The organism is Sphingobium sp. GW456-12-10-14-TSB1, from assembly GCF_059424385.1.
The window spans coordinates 1105546-1128384 of the sequence record NZ_JBWKZI010000002.1 but is presented as its reverse complement, the minus strand read 5'-3'; the positions used below and the strand labels follow the sequence as shown (position 1 = coordinate 1128384).

General features: G+C 61.6%; 20 protein-coding genes and 3 pseudogenes. 16 read left to right on the top strand and 7 right to left on the bottom strand.

Annotated elements, in window-relative coordinates:
- Positions 1–2 precede the first annotated feature (2 nt).
- The 5 genes from AC07X9_RS22285 to AC07X9_RS22265 all read left to right on the top strand — a co-directional run bounded on the left by AC07X9_RS22285 (position 3) and on the right by AC07X9_RS22265 (position 5042).
- Positions 3–1133, top strand: coding sequence for a phosphotransferase family protein (locus tag AC07X9_RS22285; RefSeq protein WP_017180958.1), 1131 nt, complete (start codon positions 3–5; stop codon positions 1131–1133).
- Between the two features lie 124 nt (positions 1134–1257).
- On the top strand, positions 1258–2445 hold the full coding sequence (locus tag AC07X9_RS22280; RefSeq protein ID WP_017180959.1) for a sulfotransferase family protein: 1188 nt from the start codon (positions 1258–1260) through the stop codon (positions 2443–2445).
- Positions 2446–2470: 25 nt separating this feature from the next.
- The gene (locus tag AC07X9_RS22275) at positions 2471–3247 is read left to right on the top strand and encodes an SDR family NAD(P)-dependent oxidoreductase (RefSeq protein ID WP_009823710.1); all 777 of its coding nucleotides are present in this window, start codon (positions 2471–2473) and stop codon (positions 3245–3247) included.
- On the top strand, positions 3244–4512 hold the full coding sequence (locus AC07X9_RS22270) for a hypothetical protein (protein ID WP_017180960.1): 1269 nt from the start codon (positions 3244–3246) through the stop codon (positions 4510–4512). The genes AC07X9_RS22275 and AC07X9_RS22270 overlap by 4 nt, the downstream gene beginning before the upstream one ends.
- Positions 4509–5042 carry a VOC family protein gene (locus AC07X9_RS22265; RefSeq protein WP_017180961.1) on the top strand — a complete coding sequence of 178 codons (534 nt, stop codon included), beginning with the start codon at positions 4509–4511 and terminating at the stop codon, positions 5040–5042. Before AC07X9_RS22270 ends, AC07X9_RS22265 begins: the two co-directional genes overlap by 4 nt.
- Before the next feature lie 27 nt (positions 5043–5069).
- On the opposite strand, the gene AC07X9_RS22260 is transcribed toward AC07X9_RS22265, so the two are convergent.
- Together AC07X9_RS22260 and AC07X9_RS22255 are read right to left on the bottom strand one after the other, a co-directional pair.
- Positions 5070–5699, bottom strand: a complete 630-nt coding sequence (locus AC07X9_RS22260; RefSeq protein ID WP_017180962.1) for a TetR/AcrR family transcriptional regulator — start codon at positions 5697–5699, stop codon at positions 5070–5072.
- A gap of 69 nt (positions 5700–5768) precedes the next feature.
- On the bottom strand, positions 5769–6041 hold the full coding sequence (locus AC07X9_RS22255; protein WP_017180963.1) for a PRC-barrel domain-containing protein: 273 nt from the start codon (positions 6039–6041) through the stop codon (positions 5769–5771).
- Between the two features lie 143 nt (positions 6042–6184).
- Between AC07X9_RS22255 and AC07X9_RS22250 the strand changes: the two genes are divergently transcribed.
- From AC07X9_RS22250 to AC07X9_RS22240, 3 genes are all read left to right on the top strand, one after another.
- A complete protein-coding gene (locus AC07X9_RS22250) occupies positions 6185–7513 on the top strand; it encodes a spinster family MFS transporter (RefSeq protein WP_017180964.1) in 1329 nt (442 codons plus the stop codon).
- A gap of 122 nt (positions 7514–7635) precedes the next feature.
- Positions 7636–8490, top strand: a complete 855-nt coding sequence (locus AC07X9_RS22245; protein ID WP_241763557.1) for an NAD(P)-dependent oxidoreductase — start codon at positions 7636–7638, stop codon at positions 8488–8490.
- Complete coding sequence (locus AC07X9_RS22240) at positions 8487–8879, top strand: carboxymuconolactone decarboxylase family protein (RefSeq protein WP_026002038.1); 393 nt, start codon at positions 8487–8489, stop codon at positions 8877–8879. Before AC07X9_RS22245 ends, AC07X9_RS22240 begins: the two co-directional genes overlap by 4 nt.
- A 53-nt stretch (positions 8880–8932) precedes the next feature.
- On the opposite strand, the gene AC07X9_RS22235 is transcribed toward AC07X9_RS22240, so the two are convergent.
- Positions 8933–10222 (bottom strand): spinster family MFS transporter, encoded by a 1290-nt coding sequence (locus tag AC07X9_RS22235; RefSeq protein ID WP_017180965.1) that lies wholly within the window; start codon positions 10220–10222, stop codon positions 8933–8935.
- 224 nt (positions 10223–10446) lie between these two features.
- Between AC07X9_RS22235 and AC07X9_RS22230 the strand changes: the two genes are divergently transcribed.
- The 3 genes from AC07X9_RS22230 to AC07X9_RS22220 all read left to right on the top strand — a co-directional run bounded on the left by AC07X9_RS22230 (position 10447) and on the right by AC07X9_RS22220 (position 14747).
- Positions 10447–11325, top strand: a complete 879-nt coding sequence (locus AC07X9_RS22230) for an AraC family transcriptional regulator (RefSeq protein WP_017180966.1) — start codon at positions 10447–10449, stop codon at positions 11323–11325.
- A gap of 146 nt (positions 11326–11471) precedes the next feature.
- Entirely contained in the window at positions 11472–13868 is a 2397-nt protein-coding gene (locus tag AC07X9_RS22225; protein ID WP_017180967.1) for a TonB-dependent receptor, read from the top strand.
- Between the two features lie 75 nt (positions 13869–13943).
- Positions 13944–14747 carry an SDR family NAD(P)-dependent oxidoreductase gene (locus AC07X9_RS22220; RefSeq protein WP_081490866.1) on the top strand — a complete coding sequence of 268 codons (804 nt, stop codon included), beginning with the start codon at positions 13944–13946 and terminating at the stop codon, positions 14745–14747.
- Between the two features lie 36 nt (positions 14748–14783).
- Here AC07X9_RS22220 and AC07X9_RS22215 read toward each other — a convergent pair whose 3' ends face one another.
- Complete coding sequence (locus AC07X9_RS22215; RefSeq protein ID WP_017180969.1) at positions 14784–15149, bottom strand: nuclear transport factor 2 family protein; 366 nt, start codon at positions 15147–15149, stop codon at positions 14784–14786.
- A 116-nt stretch (positions 15150–15265) separates the two neighbouring features.
- On the opposite strand from AC07X9_RS22215, the gene AC07X9_RS22210 reads away from it, so the two are divergent.
- The 3 genes and pseudogenes from AC07X9_RS22210 to AC07X9_RS22200 all read left to right on the top strand — a co-directional run.
- Positions 15266–16489: a cytochrome P450 gene (locus tag AC07X9_RS22210; RefSeq protein ID WP_017180970.1), complete on the top strand. Its 1224-nt coding sequence runs from the start codon at positions 15266–15268 to the stop codon at positions 16487–16489.
- Between the two features lie 250 nt (positions 16490–16739).
- Positions 16740–17582: an NAD(P)-dependent oxidoreductase gene (locus AC07X9_RS22205; RefSeq protein ID WP_017180971.1), complete on the top strand. Its 843-nt coding sequence runs from the start codon at positions 16740–16742 to the stop codon at positions 17580–17582.
- 1194 nt (positions 17583–18776) lie between these two features.
- A pseudogene (locus tag AC07X9_RS22200) lies at positions 18777–19490 on the top strand (transposase); the annotation flags it as partial.
- Positions 19491–19703: 213 nt separating this feature from the next.
- Here the strand turns inward: AC07X9_RS22200 and AC07X9_RS22195 are convergent.
- A pseudogene (locus tag AC07X9_RS22195) lies at positions 19704–20997 on the bottom strand (IS110 family RNA-guided transposase).
- A 153-nt stretch (positions 20998–21150) separates the two neighbouring features.
- Here AC07X9_RS22195 and AC07X9_RS22190 point away from each other — a divergent pair.
- A pseudogene (locus tag AC07X9_RS22190) lies at positions 21151–21489 on the top strand (integrase core domain-containing protein); the annotation flags it as partial.
- On the opposite strand, the gene AC07X9_RS22185 reads toward AC07X9_RS22190, so the two are convergent.
- Entirely contained in the window at positions 21478–21810 is a 333-nt protein-coding gene (locus AC07X9_RS22185) for an alpha/beta fold hydrolase (protein ID WP_017180974.1), read from the bottom strand. The pseudogene AC07X9_RS22190 and the gene AC07X9_RS22185 sit on opposite strands and share 12 nt — an antisense overlap.
- A 211-nt stretch (positions 21811–22021) precedes the next feature.
- Complete coding sequence (locus AC07X9_RS22180) at positions 22022–22306, bottom strand: nuclear transport factor 2 family protein (RefSeq protein WP_140159644.1); 285 nt, start codon at positions 22304–22306, stop codon at positions 22022–22024.
- A gap of 18 nt (positions 22307–22324) precedes the next feature.
- Here AC07X9_RS22180 and AC07X9_RS22175 point away from each other — a divergent pair, with 18 nt between their 5' ends.
- Positions 22325–22807, top strand: a complete 483-nt coding sequence (locus tag AC07X9_RS22175) for a vWA domain-containing protein (protein ID WP_140159645.1) — start codon at positions 22325–22327, stop codon at positions 22805–22807.
- The last annotated feature ends 32 nt before the right edge of the window (positions 22808–22839 follow it).

Here is a 22839-nt window from a genome sequence, read left to right as displayed (position 1 = left end):
TCATGGAATTGCTGACCCCGAAACGCATCACCGGGCCGCTGCAGGGCTGGCTGGCGGGCGAGAAGCCCGAATGGCGCGACATTCGCGTGCGTCCGCTCAACGTGACGCTGGGTGCGGGATTTTCGGCCGACATCTTTTTCGTCGACGTCGATTATGTCGATCCGGCTGGCCCGCAGAGCCAGACGCTCGTGGTTCGCCGTCAGCCGATGGACCTGGAAGTAGTGTTCGGCAGCAGCCTCGCTCTGCAGGGCAAGATGATGGCGGCGCTCGATGCGCGCGGCGACCTGCCCGTCCCGCCGTGGATCGGCATGCATCTCGACCCCGATATTCTGGGGCTGCCCTTCCTGGTGATGGGCAAGGTGGAAGGGGAATGCGCCAAGCAGAAGCCGAACTATAATGTCGAAGGCTGGCTGGTAGAGATGACGCCGGCGCAGCGTCGGCAAAGCTTCACCAACGCAATCAACGCCTTTGCCAGCCTGGCGACGATCGACTGGCGCGATGGCTTTGAATTTCTCGCCCAGCCGGAAAATGGGCCGCCCGGGCTTGATCAATATGTCGGCGCCCTCGAAGCGTGGCACAAGGCGGCCGGACGGGGGCGCGCCATGCCCATCGTGGATGCAGCCATGGCCTATGTGCGCGCCAACATGCCAAACGATGCGGGGGTGAATGTGCTGTGGGGCGATCCCACGCCGTCGAACGTGATGTTTTCCGCCGACGGCCAAGTCAACGCGCTGATCGACTGGGAGCTTGCGGCGCTGGGACCGGCCGAGCTTGACCTCGCCTGGTGGCTCTATTTCGACGATCTGTTCGGCCGCCGCTTCGGCATTACCCGGCTGGAGGGACTGCCGACCAAGGACGAGACGATTGCCATCTGGGAAGCGGCGAGCGGCCGCAAGGCGCGGCATCTGGATTATTATGACATTGTTGCGGCGCTTCGCATGGCGCTGGTCGCGGTGGGCGCGTTCGACCGGCAGGTCGGCATCGGCAACATCCCCGCCACCAACAAGTCGCTCAACGATAATTTCATGACCCTTTATCTGGCGGAAAAGCTGGGATTGCCTCTCCCGGAACTCGGACCGGATTTCGTGGCCTTCATGAAGAATCTGACGCCGGTGGAAGACAAGGCGGCCTGAAAACGGCTCGCTGCTTATAAACGCGATTTGCCCGCTTGACCGACCCCTCGTCCAATAAATATACAGTGTGGAATAATCATATGGAGAGGTGAGTCATGCGGCAGCAACCGGTCGAAGGGCATTCATGAGCAGCGCTGTCGCAGAGCGCGCGCCGCTTTCCGCAGAGGCGCTGATCGCGGAAGCGCGCGCCGCGACCGGCCTGTCGGACTTCGGACCTGACCAGTCCTTCATGACCGGCTTTCGCCGGCTGGTCGATGCCGTCGAGGCGATGGACCCGCCGGCCCAGTTACGCGAGACCGCGCATCGCAAAATCGTCGGCCTGCTCGCGACCCGGCTGCGCTTCGCCGAAGACGAACGGCTGCATCCTGACATCGTGGCGCAGGATGTGGGCGACCCGCTGATCGTCTGCGGCCTGCCGCGCACCGGGACGACGATCACCTACGACCTGCTTTGCCTCGATCCGGCGGCCCGGGCGCCGCGCGAATGGGAATGGTATATCCCCTGGCCGACGCCGGAAATATCCAGTTTCGACAGCGATCCGCGCATCGCGCAGGTGCAGGCCATCTATGAAAACTGGCTGAAGCACGCGCCGCAACTGGCCGACATCCAGCGGATGGACTGCACCCAGCCGGGCGAGTGCAACCATGGCATGATGCTGCATTTCGCCAGCACCAATTTCCCGGCCGAACTGGGCGTGCCCGCCTTTGCCCGATGGCTGCAGGACGTCGTGCCAGAAGGGCAATATCGCACCCATAAGCGGATGCTCCAGCACTTCCAGTGGAAAGGGCCAAGGGGCCGTTGGACGCTGAAATCGCCGCAGCATCTCATGGACCTGCCGGGCTTGGTGGAAACCTATCCGGGCGCGATGCTGGTGTGGACGCATCGCGATCCGGTGCTGACCCTTTCTTCGCTGTCGAGCATGATCGCCGGCTTCCTGGCGGCGGTGGGCGGCGCCAATGATCTTCAGGCGATCGGCCGCTCGGTCGTCGATACCTGGTGCGCGGGGTTGGCGCGAGCGACGCAGGCCCGTGCCAACGATACGGCGATCGAGGGCCGCATCCTGGACCTCGCCCATCGCGATATCGTCGCTGACCCGATGACGACGATTGAGCGCATCTATGACCGGTTCGGCCTGCCCTTCACCGACCCCCATCGTGACCGCATCGTGGAGTTCCTGACGAACAATCCCGCCGCCAGCCGCCTCGGCAAGCACAGGCACAGCCCCGACCAGTTCGGCATCGATCCGGGCGAGGTGCATGAACGGCTCGCCGACTATTATGCGCGCTACGGCCATCTGTTCGACCGCGCCTGACCCCCGATCTTCTGGAGTATCCAGCATGAGTGTTCTCGACCGTTTCCGCCTCGACGGGCGCACCGCCATTCTGACCGGGGTCGGGCCGGGCGTCGGCGAACATGTCGCCAAGGCCTATGCCGAATTGGGCGCCAACGTGGTTCTCTCGGCCCGCTCGCAGGACCGGCTCGACCGGATCGCGGCAGAGATCAACGCTCGCGACGGCGGCCGGGCGATCGCCATCGCCGCCGACGCGGGCGAGAAGGGCGATCTTGAACGGCTGGTGGCGGGGGCGCGCGCCGCCTTCGGTCCCATCCACATCGTGTTCAACAATGCGGCGGCGGGCGTCGTCTATGCCGCAGATGGCGGGCTCTGGGCGAACACGGATGAAGTCTGGAAGACGGCGATGGACGTCAACGTCATGGCGACCTGGCGTCTGACCGAACTGACGGAGGCCGATATGAAGGCGCATGGCAAGGGCAGCATCATTTCGGTCCAGAGCTGCGGCGGCTTCACGCCGATCCCGCCCGCCGTCGCCTATGGCGTGTCGAAGGCGGCGCTTCTTTTCCTGGTGCGCGAGTTGGCCAAGACGCAGGCGCCGCACACCAGGATCAACTGCCTGTGCGTCGGATCGATGAGCCCGGACGGGCAGGAGGCCGCGATCCACAAAGGGCTGGGCCTTGCCGAGCGCAACGCGATCAAGCGTTTCGGCGCGGCGGACGAGGCGGTCGGCGCAGCGATCTTGCTGGCGGGGGATGGTTCCAGCTACACGACCGGCAGCACCATCTTCACCGAAGGCGGCCGGGTGGGGACCATTTCATGACCGCGAACCCCCTCTGGACCGACGATCAGGCAGCGGCGGAAAAGCTGGCGCTGCGCCTCATCGAACGGCCTGACATCCGTGCCGCGCGCGAAGAAGCGCGTCTCATGCTGCTCGCGGACCCGCTCGCAGGCGCGCTCGACGGACGGTTGGGGCTGGATCGGGCGCTTGATCAGTGGGTGCTGGGACTGGCCATGCGCGAAGCCAATGGCGATCCCGCCGATCCCCGGGTCGTGTGGAATATCAGCAACGCCCCGCGGCGCTGGTTCGGCCATATCTATCCGGGCGCGGCGGTGGCGATCGACAATCCCGACAATTTCAACCGCGAAATTCCAATCGACGGCGACGGGCGCTATGCCGTCGACATCCGCTTTTCCGCCGATCCGCCGCAGTTCAGCATCGTGGCCGAGGTCGAGCCCGCGCATCATGCGGGACTGGGACGCAATCTGGGCGCGCTGACGCTCCAGCAACTGAAGCCCTTTTGCGACGCCGAAAGTAGGGTGACGGTGACGGTCAGCCAGCAGGAGGGCGGCGCAACCCATTTACGGACCGAGCCGGGCGCACGGATTCAGGTCTATACCCGCGACAGTCAGCGCGACTGGCGGCAGGTGCCGGCGCAGGTCAGCGTCCGTCGCCTGGATCCGCCCTCCGGCCACCGCCCGCGCGACGAGGAGGAGATCGCCCGGACCATCGTCGCCGACCTGCCAGCCTGGGTCGCCTTCTGGTCGGGGTTCAAGAATGATTTTCTCGGTCATCCCGAACCCAACCGGCTGATCGGACCCAATGGCCGCGACGGGGGCTGGGGCTATCTGGCTGGCGGGCGTTTCGCCCTGGGGGAAGGGCAGGGGTTGCTGGTGACGATCGATCCGGCGGGCAGCTATTATACCGGTATCCAGATCGCCGATCCGTGGACCATCTCGCCCGATCCGATGCTGCGCCTTGTCAGCCTCAACAGCGCTCAGGTTACGCCGGGGGCCGATGGCACGATCAGCTATGTGTTGGCCGGCGTTGATCCGGGCATCGCCAACTGGGTCGATACGGCAGGCCTTGAACAAGGGTGGATGCTGCTGCGCTGGCAGGGCGTACCCGACGGCGCCGATCCCGCCTGCTTCATCCGCGACGTGCGCGTCATCGATCTTGCGGCCATTGATCGCGACTTGGACGCAAGGGTGCTCCGGGTCGACATCGCCGCGCGGGGGCGGCAATTGCGGGACCGCGCGCGCCAGCATGGCCTGCGGACTCACGCCGAGACCTGGGGAGACGCATGATGCAGCCCAAGGGCTCTATACTGGAACTGTGCCAGGTGGTGCGCGACATGGAGCGTGCCTTGGATCACTGGACGCGGGTCATGGGCGCGGGGCCGTTTTTCGTGTTCGACGTGCCCGTGCTGCCGGGCCAGATCTATCGCGGCGCGCCAACGCAGGTGGCGATGAAGGTGGCGTTCGGCTTTTCCGGCGGATTGCTGATCGAACTGCTCCAGCAGACCAATGACGGACCTTCGGTCTTCACCGAAATGCTCGACCGTCATGGCGAGGGGTATCACCATGTCATGCTGCGCATTCCCTATGACGACGGCGTTGAGCGATTGACGGGCGAAGGCTATGCCATGGCCTTCAGCGGCCAGATGCCGTCGGGCGAGCGTTTCGCGTTGTTCGATACCCGCGGAGGCAATGGCGGCTATGTCGAACTGATGGAAATTTCTACCGCAATGGAGGCATCGCTCGACCGGATGCACGCCGCTCATTGCGCGTGGGACGGGATCGATCGCCCCGTCCGGTCCATCGCCGACCTCGGCTGAATCTGGGGCTGAATCTGAGGCTGGAGCTCAGGCTGCTCCCGCGACGGCACGGATTGCGGTGAGCAGCATGTCGGTCGCGCGGGTGAGGGCGGCTTCCACGACATTGCGCTGCATCGCCAGCCGGTTGTCATTGTCGTCCAGGCTTTCCGACACGACGACGTTCCCCAGCACGATGACGGAGAAGATCACCAGCATCTCGTCGCTTTGCTGTTGCGTCAGCCCGGCCTCGGCCAGCGCCTCGAATATGGCGCGGCGGATCGTCAGCGCATTGGGCTGCTCCAGCCGGTTCGCGCTGCGCGACAGGATGAAGGCGGCGGAGCCCGGAAAATCCCGATAGGCCATGTGCACCGCACGGGCGATGCTGCGCAGGCGGCTTTCCCAGTCGGGCGCCGACAGGTCAGGCATCCGGCCGCGCAATATCTCGTCCGTCAGCAGGGCGAGCATCGCCTCCTTGTCGCGGACATGATGGTAGAGCAGGCGCGGGGACACACCCAGCCGCTGCGCGACAGGTCGGATGTTGAGCGCCTCGATCCCGTCGGATCGCGCCATATCCAGCAGCGTTGCGATCAGCCGCGCGCGGTCGAGCGCGGGGCCTTCGGACCGTGGCGGCCGACCCCGCCGTGAAGTCCGTGCGGGCTGTTGCTGGTCTGCGCTCATGCCTCCGCTTTAAGCGGAGGCGCGTCTTGGGTCCATGCCCCGCGGCCCGTCAAAACGCGGGGAAAGGAGTCACAGCTTCTTCAGCTCGGCATTCGACAGGCTGGTCGTCACGCCCTTCTCGCCTGCGGTCAGTGTGGTGGCGGGGATCGAGATGAACTTGCCACGATAGATGACGCGAATGGCGGATACGGCGCCGTCGGCAGCCGTCAGCACGCGATCGACCTTGCCGATCTTGGTGCCGTCTGCGGAGTAGATCGTCTCGTTGCGATCCACCGCAGGCGCCTGGGCAAAAGCAGGTGCGGTCAGGCCCAGAGCGGCGAGCGCAATGATGATCGTCTTCATATGCTGAGATTCCTTTGTCGAAAGATGACGATCTGTTGGCGCAGTCCCAGGATGGTTTCAAGAGAAAACCAATACACATAGAAAAGAATCTGTTCTATCTGTCCCACCCACAATGAATGCCGCCGGACGGCAGGAGAGAAGGAATGAAGGACGCGGGCAGGTTTCGGCCACAGGACAGATGGTTCCTGCTGCTGCTGGGTGCGATCTACATGTTCAATTTCATCGATCGCACGATCATCGCCGTGGTCGGCGAATCGATTCGCCACGACCTGCGCCTGAGCGATCTTCAGCTTGGCATGCTGGGTGGACTGGCCTTCTCCATCTTCTATGCCGTGCTCGGCATCCCGCTGGCGCGGCTGGCCGAACGCTACAGCCGGGTTCGGATCATCGCCGTGGTGACCATGCTCTGGTCGCTGATGACCGCGTTGTCCGGCGCGGCGGGGAGTTACGTTCAGCTGCTGCTTTGCCGCATGGGTGTCGGCATCGGCGAAGCGGGCTTCACGCCAGCGCTCGTGTCGATGATTTCCGACCGGTTCGATGCCGGGCGGCGCGCGGTCGTCTTTTCGCTGATCGCGATAGGCGTACCGCTGGGCGGCGCCATCGCCGCAATTGCAGGCGGCGCTGTGGCGCAGGCGTTCGGCTGGCGGCTTGCGCTCGTGGCTGTTGGCGCGCCCGGCCTGTTGCTGGCGCTGCTGCTGGTTACGACCATTCCCGAACCTGAACGGAAGGATGCCGGGCAGAGTGCGGATACGCCCCCCTTCGCCATGGTGCTTCGGCGGCTCGCCCGTTCGCCTGCCTTCCTGCACCTGACCTTTGGCAGCGGCTTCGTCGGGCTGGTGGGGTTCGGCACCAACCTGTTCCTCATTCCCTTGCTGGTTCGCCGGTTCGATCTCCCGCTGGCGCATGCGGGCCTTGTGTTCGCGCTGTCGTTCAGTTTGGCGACGATGGTCGGACAGGTCAGCGGCGGCTATCTGATCGCGCGGCTGATCCGGCGGGACATACGCTGGGGCGGCTGGGCGCCCGCGACCGCGGTGGGGCTGGCTCTGCCCTTCTATCTGTTGGCGATCCATCAATCGGACTGGCGGTGGCTGGTCGCCTTTCTCTTTGTCGCCACCACCCTGCTTTATGCCTTCACGCCTGCGATCATGACCATCACCCAATCGCTGGTCGAACCGCGCATGCGGGCGTCGGCCGCGGCGCTTCATGCTTTCGGCCAGACCGTCGCCGGGCTGGGGCTGGGATCGGTGGTGTTGGGCTATCTCAGCGATCGCCTCGCTGTCTTTCTCTATAAGGGCAATTATGCCGCCGACTGCCTGGTCTCGGCCAAGGCATCGCTGCCAGCCGCCTGTCTCTCGGCATCGGCAAGCGGCCTGCAACTGAGCATGCAATTGTCGGCATCCGTGCTCCTGATCGCGGTTCTCCATTATTGCCTTGCTGCGAAAAATCTGCCGCTGGAAACAAATGCGTCGTGAAATACGGTAAATCTGTCGAGGTTCGGCCACGCGGTAGCTGACGGGATGACGGCGCATCCCCGGCTATGCCACCCTTGCGGCCTGGATATGACAGGACCGCGAACCAAGCGGCGGAAAGGATCATGAGGATGGAAAGAGCAGGCGTTATCGGCTTGGGGCAGATCGGCGCGGGCGTCGCCATATGTCTCGCGCGGACACAGCAATTGGCTGCGGTCTATGACATTCGCGCCGATGCTGCCGACGCGCTGGAGGGCGTGCCGCCCGTCGTCGCCAGCCCGGCGGAGCTGGCCGCGCAGTCCGACGTCGTCATCATCGCCGTCGTCAACGCGAAGCAGACGATCGATGTGCTGTCAGGCTCCGAAGGCGTGCTGGCGCGAGCGCGGCCGGGCATGACCGTGGTGCTGGTCGCGACCGTCTCCATGGAGGATCTGGACGCCATTCGCGCCCTGACCGACGCGGCGGGCGTGGAGCTGGTCGATTGCGGCGTGACGGGTGGCCCCAAATCCCGCGAACATGGCCTCGTCTGCCTCGTCGGCGGTACGGATGAAACCATTGCGAAGGTGCGTCCGGTGCTGGACGGCTTTGCCAAGCTGGTGGCGCATATGGGCGGCCCCGGCGCGGGCATGGCCGCGAAGATCGCCCGCAACGTCATCGTCTTCGGCTGCCTTCGCGCCGGTTATGAAGCGTCCGTCCTGTGTCGCAATGCCGGTGTGGATATCCGCCAGCTCGCAGAAGTGATCGACGCCAGTTCGGACAGCGTCGGCGGACCGTTGATGTTGGCGGTGCGCGACGATCCGTCGTCCAGCGAGCAGGAAGCGGCAGTGCGCGAATATACCCGCGGCCTGATGGTCAAGGATCTGGATGCGGCCATCGATCTGGGGCGCAGCTACGGCATCGCGCTGCCCTTGGTCGAATTGACGCGCCGAACCGATCGGACGGTCGTCGGGCTGGAGAATGCGATGGGAGAAAAATCATGAGTATCGGTGAAGAACAGTGGCAGAAGGGACTGGAAGTCTTCGATAAGGTCTACGGGCCGGGATCGTCGGAAATGACGCTCCCCTATCGGGAATCGTCCTTCAACCAGGAAATCGTCGGTAACCAGTTCGCCAATCTGTGGGCGAGCGACATCTTCTCGATGCGGGAGAAGCGCTTGCTGGTGCTGGGCGCGACGGCCATGCTGGGCCGCGCCGATCTGGTCGAGATCCAGATGAACGGCGCCCTCATCAACGAAGAATTCACCGATGAGGAGCTGGATTTCCTGCCGCTGTTCCTGCTGTTCTATGCCGGGGCGGGCAATACGACCACCGTATTCCGGGGAATCGAGGCCGCCAAGGCACGGCGCAAGGAACGCAACGCCGCGAAGTGAGGGGACGTGCAGGATGAAGGGCGGCCTGGTGGAAACACCGGGCCGCCCTTTTCTTATGCTTCGCCGCTCGCCTTGGCGCGGCGGATCGCGCGCGCCGCCAGCAGCAGCAATATGCCCCCGGCGAATGTGAACAGCATGGCGGTGCCAATTCCCCAGGCGACACCGGCCGTTCCCCCGACAAAGTCGCTGACCGCGCCGATCAGATAGGTGCCCGCGCCCACGCCGATCAGGTTCGCGCCCAACTGCACCAGCGATACCGCAAGACCCCGCAGGCGCGGCCCGGCGATCGTCACGATGACGGCGTAGATCGGGCCATTATAGGACGCGCTGAGGAAGCCGCAGGCCATCAGCAGCGCCAGCATCAAATCGACGTCGTGGAACAGGACCGTCCCGACGCCGGTCACCGCCGTGAGCAACGGGATCACCGCGCCGAACAGGGATGTCCTAGCCGGATCGAAGCCACCTCGCCGGCGATTGACGAGGTCGATCACCCAGCCCGCGAGGAATCCGCCCAGCGAGCCGAGGCCGCCATAGGCGATGGCGATCAGGATGCCCGCCTTCGCAATGGGCATGCCGTGGACCCGGATCAGGAAGGTGGTGAGCCATGTGCTCATGCCGTAAATGCCCGCCGCGATCAGGACGATGGCGAAGATGCAATATAGTAGTCCGGGCCGCGCCGCGAGCAGACGGATACGTTGCCCCAGCCTTAACGTTTCTTCCTGCTGCGGCGCCGGCCCGTCATGCGCGCCACGCACGGGTTCCCTGACCGTGAACAGCAGCAGCGGCGCCAGCACCAGTCCCGGCACGCCGGCGGCCACGAACGCCCAGCGCCATCCGGCGCTCTGCACGATCGCGCCGCCCACTATGAACGCGATGGCGAGGCCGATTCCCGAACTCAGATACCAGATGCCGATGGCTGTCGCGCGCCGGTCTTCGCCGAAATAATCGCTCAGCAGCGACATGCCCGTAGGTGATCCGCCCGCTTCGGCGGTCCCTACGGCGGCGCGGCCTATGAGCAATGTCCAAAAACCCGTTGCGAGGCTGCACAGGGCCGTCGCACCGCTCCACAGCGTCAACGCGGCCGCCATCAGGTTGCGTCGGTTCCAGCTATCTACGGCCACGCCGAAGGGCAGGGCGGCGAGCGCGAAGAATATGCCATAGGCAAAGCCCGCCAATATCCCCAACTGTCCGTCGGAAAGGCCAAATTCATGCCCGACCGGCGCCAGCACCAGCCCGATGATGGCGCGATCAATGCCATGGCAGGTCTGCGCCAGCGTCAATATGCCTAGCACATACCAGGGATAATGGCCGATGGCCGCCGGTTGGTCCGATAGCGCTCTCATGGCGTCCGCAGTTGCAAGAACGGTGCGATGGACATTGAGCGCCTCCTGTTTTTGTATCGAACTGGGTGCATGGCGAAACCTGTCGCCGATGCCGCGCCTCGATCGGGCACAGGGAGGGATGTGCCCGCACATGGAGCCTTGACCACCTATCCGAAGATAGAAGTAAAAGCGCATGGCGCGCCTATGCAGGTTTATCAACAGAATATAACCTGGCAGAGGTAGAGATGTTTCGTCCGGAAAGCGATTGGACCGGTCAGGCTAGGGCTGGCGTCCAGAATTTCTACATCGAAGCAGCGGCGCGCGTTCGCGACGCGCATGTGGATGTGCGTCATTTCGATTGGGTCCAGCCCAGCAGCGGCATCTTTAGTCCAGAGAAGCATTATCTGGACTATTCGCTCGATGGGCAGCCGCGGCGCAGCATGGTCAGCATGGGCCGCCCCGACCGGCGCGCAGCGTCGGGGGACATCCTCTACATGCCGCCGCATCGCCAATATTTCGGAGAGCCAGCGCTTCAGGAGCGCCATCTCGTCTGCGTCGCGCTGGGAGAAGAATTTCTGGACGAACTGTTCGACGGCGAGCAGCCGCTGAACAAGGTTGAGCCTTGCGCCGACGTCCAGAATATTTCCATGCGTCGGCTCTTTGCTGGGCTGGCTGCGGAATTGCGGACGCCCGGCTTTGCCAGCCAGACGCTTGTCGAATCAATGCTGATGGGCCTGGCGGTCGAACTGGCTCGGCACATGGGCAGGCCCGAACGGGGCGGGCTGCATTCGCGCAGCACGCGACAGGTCCAGAACGTCATCGACTATGTGATGGAAAATCTCTCCGCGCCTCTTGGCGTCGCCGACATTGCGCGCGACTGCAACATGAGCGTGCGTCATGTCGCCCGCATTTTCAAGGAAGGGACGGGCGTCAGCCTGGGTGAATTTGTCGCCCGCAGCCGGATTGCTTTGGCGAAGGAGCTGCTGCGAAGCGATGGCGCCCGCATCAAGGAAATCAGCTGGCGATGCGGCTTCAACAGCACGTCCGCCTTTTCTGCCGCTTTCCGATCCGCGACGGGTCAAACGCCCAAGGCTTTTCGGTCGGCATCAGCGCAGGTCCACTGATCGGGCGAGCAGGAAAATATCGATGAGCGGCCAAATTCTATCGCCGCACAGTCAACCGTGGACCGGCCACTATGGAGCAGATCGGCTCCAAGTTAGACGGCTCCACATTGGAATTCGAGGCAACATACAATGATGGGGAGGAAGATATGAGCAGGAAGGCCGTCACTCTGGGCGCGATCGGCATGGGCGCGCTCGTCGCCGCCATGGCGCAGCCCGTTTATGCGCAGCAGCCGCAATCGGGCGCTAGCGAAGGCATTCAGGATATCGTCGTCACGGCGCGCCGCACTGAAGAAAGCCTCCAGACGACCCCGATCGCCGTCACGGCGCTAACCCCCGAAGCCTTGACGACGGCCAAGGTGGAAAATGTCGTCGACCTTCAGCGCACCGCGCCGGGCTTGGTCATCGGCCGCGGTTCCGCCGGCGGCGACGGCATCGTCTTCGTTGCCATCCGCGGTCAGGGCAATCTCCAGCCTATTCTCGCCAACGATCCGGCGGTCGCCACTTATATTGACGGGATCTACATCCCTCGGCCCTCGACGGGCATGACCGACATTCAGGACGTGCAACGGCTGGAAGTTCTGCGCGGGCCGCAGGGCACGCTCTTTGGCCGCAATACGACCGGCGGCGCGATCAACATCGTTACCAATGATCCCAACGACCAGCTCAGCGGCGCCTTCAAGGCGGAGTTTGGCAATTACAGCACGCTGGGTGCGCAGGCCAATATCAATGTGCCGCTGGCAGAGGGGCTCGCAATTCGCCTGAGCGGCGCAATCAGTGACCGGGACGGCTATGGCGACAACTTCGCCACCCACCGCGACTTTTCCGATAACAACAGCAAGTTCTTGCGCGGCAAGCTGAAATATGAAGGCAATGGCTGGGATTTGACCCTTTCGGGCGACTGGAACCGTCAGTACAACCATGGTCAGCAGATCGCACTTTGGGCCTTCAATCCGGCGATCGTCCCCGCCGCCTTCCAGCCGGGCCTGACGGCGGGCCTGCTGACCAAGGACCATTGGTGGGGCAACACCGCGACCGGGACATCGGTCCCGGCCACTATCGGCACGCTCACCCCTGAAGCGCGGGCTCTCTATGGCGTGCAGCCATTCAATACGCTGGAAGTATATGGCTTTTCCGGCACGCTCAACATCGAACTGGGCGGCCTGAACTTCAAGTCGATCACCGGCTATCGCCATTCGATGAACTATGGCCAGAATGATACGGACGGTACGGCCGTGCCGTTGCTGGCGACCTTTGCGGGGTCTGGATCCTATTATGTTTCTCAGGAATTCCAGCTTTCCGGCAATATCACCGACAGCCTTAGCTTCATCACGGGCGCCTATGCCGGCAAGGAAAGCGGCTATGAATTCAGTCGCTCGCAGATTTTCGGCGGACTCATCCGCGATTCCAATGCCGACGTCACCAACAAGACCTTCGGTCTGTTCGCGCAGGCCTATTATGAACTGACGCCGAAGCTGCGTGCGGTCGGCGGCTTCCGTTATACCTGGGACACCCGCGACAGCGTGCTGCACAATGCACAGGTATATGGTCTGCCGTATAACGTCGCCGTGGCGGGCACGCCGACCGGCATCAACTGCACCGTGACGCCAACGAGCCCCGTGACGGCCACCAGCTGCAATCAGGAGCAGAATGCCAAGTTCGACTATCCAGCCTGGAACCTGGGTATTGACTGGCAGGCGAGCAACAATCTCTTCCTTTATGCCGCGACCCGCGGCGCGGCCAAGGCTGGCGGCTGGAACCTGCGCGCCGGTGGTCTGCCCGCCTTTTCTCCTGAAAAGGTCAAGGACGTCGAGGCCGGCCTGAAGGTCGATCTCTTCGACCGCCGCCTGCGGTTCAACACGGCGGTCTTCCATACCTGGAAGGATGACAATCAGGCGATCGTCAACAGCTTCGTGACCGGCATCGGCGTTACCCAATATATCCAGAATAATGGCAAGGTCCGCATCTGGGGCATGGAAAATGAAATCACGGCCGTGCCGTGGGAAGGTATGACGCTCAGCCTCAATGGCTCGCTGCAAGACGGCAAATATGTGAAGGGCAGCTTCAGCGAAATCCAGGTGGTGGCCGGCAGCGGATGCACCAACAGCGCCGGGGTCGCCAACGGCTGCGTCGTCGACCTGAGCGGCCTGCCGCTGCTGCAATTGCCCAAGAAGCAGCTGAACGTCAGCGCCACGCAGAAAATTCCGCTGGGTGGCGGCACGCTCGCCGTCACTGGCGCCTATTCCTATGTCGGGGGTCAGCATTTCGATGCGGTCCGGGCGGCAGATCAAGCGTCGGCGGCGACCAAGTCCGCTTACGACACGGAAAACCGCCTCGGTTTCGTACCTGGCTATGGCATCTTCAACGGGCGTATCGCGTTCCAGCTTGAAAATCCCAATGTCGAAGTGGCGGTCTATGGCCGCAACATCACGAACAAGAAATATCTGCTGCGCCGCTTCCCCGATCTCTATCGGACATTGGGCATTGCAGCCGCCTATGTTGGCCAGCCGGTCACCTATGGCGTTGAAACAACGTTTAAATTCTAATCGGATAAGCGGCTGGCGGGACAAGCTGCGATCGATGCAGCCTTCTCTCGCCAGCCCACCACCGGGGATGCGCGCATGATGACGAGGTTGGTAGACAGGGTGGCGATCGTCACAGGCGGCGGCGGCGGTATCGGCGCCGCGGTCGCGCGACGCCTGGTCGCGGAGGGCGCGCGCGTTGTGATCGCCGACCTGTTCGAGGCCGCCGCCGTTCGCGCGGCGGAACCGCTGGGCGACAAGGCGCTGCCGGTCCAGTTCGATGCCGCCGACCCGCAGTCGGTGAAGGCGATGGTGGATCGCGCCGTCGAACATTTCGGCAGGCTGGACATATTGCACAACAATGCGGCGATGACCGATCCGGACAAGAGCCCGCAGGACACCACCGCCGTCGATATTCCGATCGGCATCTGGCGCGAAATTCTCGACGTCAATCTCACCGGCTATCTGCTCGGATGCAAATATGCCATCCCGCATATGGTCGCGGGCGGGGGCGGTTCGATCATCAACACCGCATCCAATTCGGGCAGTGCGGGCGATCTGGCGCGCATCGCTTATGGTTCCTCGAAGGCCGCGATCATCGGGCTCACCAAATATGTAGCGACCCAGCATGGGCGGCAGAATATCCGCTGCAACAGCATCGCGCCGGGTGTGGTGCTGACCGAAGCCCTGGAAAAGACCGTGCCAGGGCTGAAGGAAATCATCCAGCGGCACATATTGACGCCGGAATTCGGAACGCCGGATGATATCGCGGCGTTGGTCGCCTTCCTCGCTTCGGACGAAGCGCGCTACATCACGGGTGAGAACATCTCGATTTCGGGCGGCGGTCTCGTCCACCAACCCCATTATGCCGACCTGCTGGCCTTCATGCAGGCGAAGGACTGAGCCGTGTCCAGCGCCTGCACGTCGGAGCATGGGAGGTTAGTGAGCGGTCCGATGAAAATAGCGGATCGTCAGCCGGCCATCGGCGACCTTGTAGGTTTCGAGGCTTGGCAGCGTAACGACGCCATCCTTGGTTTGCAGGTGGTTGGCGACATAGGCGGCGCCTTCAGCGCCGTTGACGATCACCTCCAGCGGTTCGGTCGTGCATTTTCCTCCATATTCCGCCCACATCTCCGTCATCGCGGCGTTGCCGTCCACGGCGGGCGAACCGACATATTCGATCGTGAACCCCTCTGGCCCCAACGCCCGGAAAAGACGATCGAGTTCTTCGCGCTTCCCTTCGTTCCACAGCCGGTAATTGTCCCGGATCGCCTGTTCCAGATCCAGCACGTCTGCCTCACTCATGTGCATCGCCTCCTGTCATTGCGGCTCGTCCGCATGCTCACCAGTCTCAGACGGACGGCCACGATCGCACCTGTCTTTGGCAGGGGTGGAATTTATCTCTTTTTGCTTCGGAGACTATGATGACCCAAGTCGCACAACAGCCCCTGCCGGATCACGTGCCGCCCGAACTGGCGATGGCGCTGCCGCTCTTTTCGCGGACGGTGATCTATGACAATCCACAGGAAGTGCTGATCCCCGCGATGCATGCGGAGCTGCCGCCGATCACCTATGTCACCAACATCTTCCCGGGCGATCAACCTGGCTGGCTGCTCAAAAATGCCGAGGATGTACAGGCAATGCTGCGCGATGCCGACAATTTCACCAAGAACGGCATGGGCAAATGGGCGCAGAATATCGGCGAAAACTGGCTGGTCATTCCGACCGAGGCCGACCCGCCAGTCCACACCGGCTATCGCAAGGCGCTGAACAGTCATTTCTCACCGCAGAAGATGTTCGCGATGAAGGAGCAGGTGCGCGAGCGAGCGCAGGCCTTGATCGACGCCTTCAAGGATCGCGGGCAATGCGATTTCATCGATGAATTTTCGGAAAAATTCCCGATCTACATCGTCCTCGATCTGCTGGGCCTGCCGCAGGAAAGAATGACGCAATTCCTTAAATGGGAAAAGGAAATGCTCCATTCCAACGACTGGCAAGTGCGCGGTAACGCTGTACGCTGCGTAAAGGACTATCTGCTGGAAGAGATTGAGGCACGCCGCCAGCAGCCGCGCGACGACTATATCAGCAAGGTGCTGACCTTCGAGGTCGATGGCCGTTTGTGGAATGATGACGAGGTGTTCGGCCATTGCTTCAATCTGTACATTGGCGGCCTCGACACGGTTACGTCCCTGCTCGGCAACATCTTCAACTATCTGGCGTCGCATCCGGACAAACAGAACGCGCTGCGCGTTGATCCATCGCTGATCGTCCTGGCAGTCGAAGAATTCCTGCGCGCTTTCGCGCCGGTTACGGCCTTCCGTATCGCAACCAAGGTCATCGAGATTCATGGGCAGAAAATAATGCCCGGCGATTATGTGGCGTTTAGTTCCCCCGTGGTGGGACGCGATCCGGCTTTCTATGAAGATCCCCAGGCGATCCGCTTCGATCGCAAGGCGCCGCACATGTCGCTGGGCAGTGGCATCCACAAATGCCTGGGGATGCACCTGGCACGGCTGGAACTGCAGATCGCGGTCGAGGAATTCGTCAAGGCCATACCGGAATTCCGGATCAAGGACGGTTTCCGGGTGCCATATTATGTGGGCAATATCCTGCATGTGCCAGACCTCCATTTGCAATGGAGCTGAACAGGATCGGCGGCTGAATTGCCGCGACATCGGGGCTGACGCCTGAAACTCGGATCTGGAGCGGGTGTCTGATGACGCCGGCCATCTGCTCTGGCGCCACATTCGCTTCGGATGAAAAGCTACGGGTCGAGCCGTTAGCCATGGCACTCCTGCAATAGTTTGGCAGTCAGGCAGACCCAGTTGGGGATTTACGAAGGACGTTCACAGTGATTAGCTCGCTTGCGAACTTGGAAAAGGCCAGGGATATTTCATGACGGATAATATCAGGAAAATTGGCTTCATCGGCCTTGGCAGCATGGGTGGCGATCAGGCGCGGGAATTGGCCAAATTGCCGCTCGAACTTACTGTGTACGACCTGTTTCCCGAGGCATTGGCGAAGTTCGAGGGCCGCGCCACGCTCGCCGCATCCATCGCGGATGTCGGCGTCGATGCCGACGCTGTCGGCATTTGCGTGCGGGACGATACGCAGGTACTGGAATGCGTCGATGCGCTGTTGCCCGTAATGAAGCGGGGCGCGACCCTGCTCATCCACAGCACGATCAAGCCTAAGACCGCGCAGCAGATTGCCAAGCGCGCCGCTTCTGTGGGCGTCGACGTCCTCGACGCGCCGGTTACACGCACCGAAATGACCAAGGATGGTCCGTTCGTCTTCTGCATGACCGGCGGCGATGAATCCGTCGCCGAGCGCGTCCGGATTATCCTCGACGCCTTTTCGACGAACAGGATGCACATCGGCCCGCTCGGATCGGCCATGGCGCTCAAGATTTGCAACAATCTCGTATCCTGGTGCGGCATCATGCTGGGTGTCGAGGTCGCCAATGTGGCGGAGGCGTCCGGCGTGCCGATGGATAAGCTGCTGAACGTGATGAAGCGCAACGGCAATCTCACCCCGCCGATGGCGGGTTTCATCGATTTCCGCAACAATCCGGGAGACGCCGCCCGACGCGCCTTCTTTGCCAGCCAAGCGGGCATCGGCGAAAAGGACCTTGCACTGGCCGAGGAGCTGGCGGCTAATGCCGATGCCCCGTCGCCGATCACCAGCCATACCAAGACGCTGCTCAAGAAAACGCTGCTTGCGATCTGTGAAAGCTAGATTGTCACAATCCGCAGGAATCAGGTTTCGCGGACAAAGCTCGACGTGCTCGATTTTGTATCGATTCCCGCTACTTGCGACCTATCCTTTCTAATTCCTCGGCGAACTTATAATTGTGGTTATTTCGTCCAAGATTAAGGGGCGCTTTCTCGAAGGGAAGAGCGTCAATTCGATCAACGGCAGTTCATCATTGCCGTAGCTCGACGATCTTTTTTGCAGGATGGCTATCCCCAGACAACCATGTGAGGAATAGCTGCAACGGTTGGTGGCTCGAAGAGCCCCTGGGGGCGTTATTTTCCTTCGAAAGGTGAGATGTTTACGGCCGTCCTTGAGCACGTAAACTCGGAGTGCCACAGACGGCTTTGCTCGATACTTGATTCCTTTGAATATTTCGCCACGGCGGTCGAACGCTTCGGTCTTAATTTTCTGAAAACGGTGACCTGCTCCCCTGATTGTTACCATTCAGAGGTAGGGTCCCGCTCCTTTGATCCGACACCATTCTCTGGTCCACCCCGGGTTAGAGTTTCGCGGCCGGTCTCACGCAGAATGTAACTGACACAATCGCACTCATTGGGCCACCGACCATAAAAATTAACATAATACGTATTCACAATCTGTTGAACCGCCGAGGTGCTCCCCGTGGGTATCTGGCTGGCACAATTTTGAATTTTTAGCACGTCGGATGGGGCCGCAAAAGCGGAGGCTTTACCCGCTCCGGAGAACGGATTTTGATGATTATCATCGACAAGGCGCGAAGATGTTCGTGCCGCAGGGATCCTATTCAAAATTCAAAATCAATCCTCGTGGGTCTGTGCGGCCATCAAATTGACAATGGAACTACAAAGGTTTATATTGTCTCAAGAAGTTCAATATTGTTGTTGATTAAATTGTTGAATTTCTAAAATCGAACAGAAATTTGTCGCTATATAAATCAATTCCGTGCGTGTTTATTTGTAATCCTACTCCCGCAACCAAACACACACACACAACATACGCCGCCCAGGGAAATCCGCGGGCGGCGTTCCTCGTTCAGCAACACAGGCCGCGTGACGTACTCCCCTGAAATGTGATCGATTTTGAGTATAGTCCGACGTGAAAGAGTGATCTGCCTCCCGCTGAGTGGCCCAGAGACTATGATAGTCTGGACCACGAAAGGGACGACAGACGCCAAGCAAGAAGCACAAGTCGGAAGAGATCATCGGCAAGCTGCGTGAAGTTGAGATCGTGCTGGCGCAGGGGGCCTCGACTGCCGAGGCATGCCGGCGGATCGCAGTCAGCGAGCAAACATATTATCGTTGGCGCAAGGAGTATGGCGGCCTCAAGACCGATCAGGCTCAGCGAATGAAAGATCTGGAGAAGGAGAACCAGCGGCTGCGCCGGGCGATCTCGGACCTGACACTGGATAAACTGATCCTTCAGGAAGCCGCACGGGGAGCCGAAGGCCAGCTCAGCTAAACTTCTAAGCCCCTCGCGACGACGACGCTGCATCGATCATGTGCGACGAGAGCTTCCGGTGCCGGTGTCCGAACGACGGATCTGCCGGGTGCTGGGCCAGCATCGATCGACACAGGGCAAATGGAAAGTGAACCATAAACGAGTTGAGCGGATCTGGCGGCGTGAGGGGCTAAAGGTTCCGCTGCGCCAGCCAAAACGTGGACGCATGTGGCTTAACGACGGGTCCTGCATCCGCCTGCAGCCCCAATATCCGGGGCATTATGGGCTTACGACTTCGTCGCAGGGCGCACGCATGAGGGTGGCAAGTTCCGTATCTTGACCATCATCGACGAGGCCAGCAGGGAATGCCTCGCGCCCATCGTTGCACGGCAGCTCCGCCATGAAGACGTGCTGGCGGCCCTGGCCGACTTGTTCATCTCCCGCGACCCGCGCGCACATATACGGTCGGACAACGTCCTGGGTCACGAAGGAAAGCGAGATTTGGTCAACAGATCTCTATGCGCCGACATTGAGCGGCGAGGCATGCATTCTGAGCCAGATGGCTTCCACCGTCAACGGGATCGCTCCCTGCCATAGCAAACACAGGATCCAGCGGCGCCGAAGCGGCCGTGGTCCTCACCGTCCTTAGAACGAGATACGCACCCAGGTGGAAGGCCCGAACATTATCTACAGGGTCGCTTTCGCGCCCTCACGGCACTTGCAGAGAGGGGTCCTTCCACCTGGCGTCCGACCGTTCAAGGAACGGTCGGTACTCTGTCCCCGTCTTGATGACGGCATGGGCAACGCGCGCCATCTTGGCGGTGAGCGCCGTCATCGCCTTGCGGCGACGATCGGCATCATCCGCGTGCCCGGCAGTGTATCGTCCGAGCTTGTCGCGGAAACTGTTGTTGCGCTGACGTGCGGCGACCTGGGCAGCCATCCAAAAGGTCCGCCGCAATCGCGCATTACCGTACTTGGACAGCATCGTGCGGCCTCGGAATGTACCGGACTGCCGGGTCGCAAGATCAAGACCGCAGAACTTCAGGAACTGACGGTGATGGCTGAAGCGGCGTAGATCGCCTGCCTCGGCGAGAATGGTCAACGCATTGATGGGCCCAATGCCGGGGATCATGCGCAGGAGCTGATAATCGCGGTTTTCGGCCAGCATGGCATGCGCCGTTCGCTCGATCTCGTCGCGCTGCCGGATCAGGTTGCGTGCTTGGGCGATCACCATGCGGAACATAGCGATCGAGACGGAATCCTCGTCGACAGGTAGCGCCACGGACGCGCAGGCGGTCTCGTAGATATCGTTGATCAGCCGGGCTTTGGACACCTTGCGGCCGACCAAGTCCCATGCTTCGCGGGAGAAAGTCTCCTGGCCGAGCACAGTCATGCTGGTTGGAGTCGGGAATCGTTCGAGCAGAGCAAGGAACCAGTCGGATCGGCTGTTGCCAGCGAAGCGTTCAATCTCCGGGAAATAGAGCGGCAGGTAGTGGGTCAGGATGCGATGCCATGTCTGCGTCTTAGCCTTGGAGATCGCCTCGTGCGTTTTCGACATCTCCTGCAGGTCGTTGATCCCGGCGGCGAGCGGATCGACGTATCGCTGGGTGGCGCCGATCCGCAGCATGTGCAGGATCACTTGCGCATCCTTGGAATCGTTCTTGTCCCAGCCATTGTGCAGAGCCTCGCGCGTTCGAGCCAAGGCAACGGACGAGATCAAGCGCAACTCGAAGCCGGCGGACAGCAGGCGATGCGCCAGCGTGCGATGGTAGTTACCAGTAGCCTCGAAGCCGACGATGATCGGACGCCCGATGTCGCTAAGATCCGTGGCCAGGCGATCATAATCTGCCTTTGTCGCCATCACCGTCATGCGACGTCGGCGTCCGCCTTCTGGACGTTCGATCAGGACCTCCTGGCGGTGTTTGGACATATCGATGGCTACCAGCACGGCGTCGGTGGGATTAGAGCTACGCTTGGTCATGGTCGGTCTGTCTCCAAAGGGTTGAGTCGACAACTTCACTTTAGAGACCTGCGGGCCGATCATGACTGCCTTGATGAAGCCTGCGGGCGCTACGCGCCCTTGCCTTCATCAAGGCAATGCGCCCCTTCGAGGGGCCGCTTCCCAATGTGCTACGGCAGCGAATTTATCGCAACTGCCGTCCAGAAATGGCTGGGGCAGATCGGCGTGAAGACGCTCTACATCGCACCGGGATCACCATGGGAGAATGGATATAACGAAAGCTTCGATGGGTCGCTTCGCAACGAACTGCTTAATGGCAAGATCTTCTATAGTCTCGCCGAGGCCAAAGTGCTGATCGAATCATGGCGGCGGCATTACAACACTGTCCGCCCGCACGGCAGCCTGGGCTACCGACCACCGGCCCGGAAACGGCGACACCGCCATATCTCGGCCTCCGGTTCCGCTTCGCTCCACCTCCGTCTGGATATGGCGGCAATAACCTTAATTCACTAACAAACCAATCGGTCCATTCGGCGGGGGCAGATCAGGAGCAATTTGCAGTTTCCCAACGAAAAGGTTCCGCTTGCTCACTCCACGCGCGTGCCTCGTTGGGTGAATGACGACGTGCGGCGCACCTTCGTGAACCACAAGCCGAGACTGCGGGATCAGTTCGGCATAGCGCCCGCCGGTGGGATAGATCGGGACCGACGCATCGCGATCACCGTAAATGATCGTCATCCGCAACCGAAGCGCCTCCGCTTTCGCCCGGAAATCCGTGTGCATGAAGGCACGTTGGAGATCGATGGAGGTCCATCGTGAGCAGTCGAGGATCATGCTACCGAGCCATTCGCTGACTGCTGGATTGGTCCCCGGCGCAAACGCATCCTTGGTGGCCTCGATTCAGCCCCCAGAATCGCTCCCATCTGTGTCATGAGCATATCGAGCATTTCTGCCGACGCGCCGGGCGGGGCTTCTCTTCCGAGGCGACCAGAAGCGGCCCCATCGCTCCAACGATGACCATCCTCGCTTTCGACAAAAGGCACTGTCATGCCGCACCTCCATCTAGAAAGCCTACGACCTCTGCGATGCGCCCTTGCGCGTCGACCCGCACGAAATCGGTTCCTCGCACCACAGGCTCCCCGCTATCGATCGAAAGCGCCCAAGAGAAACGGATATTGCCGCCATGCTCGTCGACCGGGCCGGTGAGTGCGAAGTCATGTCCAGGAAATTGCGATCGCGCCGCGGCGATCATGGCCGAAATGCCTTCTCGTCCTTCTCCCTGCATCAAAGGATCTACGTAAAGGGCATCGACCAGCTGCTTGCGGCCCATGCCGATGGCGGCGGCGACATGCCCGAGGCCGTCGACCGTGCCCTGATCGCAGCCGACGATATGCAATGGCGCCCGGAGGCCGCCAAGGCGGTGCTGCTGATCTCGGACGCACCACCCCATCGCGACGCGTTCGGCGCGACGCTCGATGCGGTCGCGCATTTGCGCGAGCAGGGCGTCAGAATTGTCCCGATCGCGGCGAGCGGCGTCGAGGATAGCGCCCAATATGTCATGCGGGCGATGGCAGCGCTCACCGGAGGGCGCTATATCTTCCTTACCGACGATAGTGGTATCGGCAACGGACATGCCGAGCCGAATATCGACTGCTATGTCGTGACCCGGCTCAACCAACTGATTGCGCGGGTGCTCGCGGGAATTGTGGGAGGCCATCGCGTCGAACCGGAGCAGGGCGAGATTATCCGGACAGTCGGCAGCTATGATCGAGGTCGATGTAAGACAACGCAAATACAGCGTACTGATGCACAGGTCGAGCATGAGGGCTAATATTCTGTCGCCTGGGATCGCTAGCGGACCGT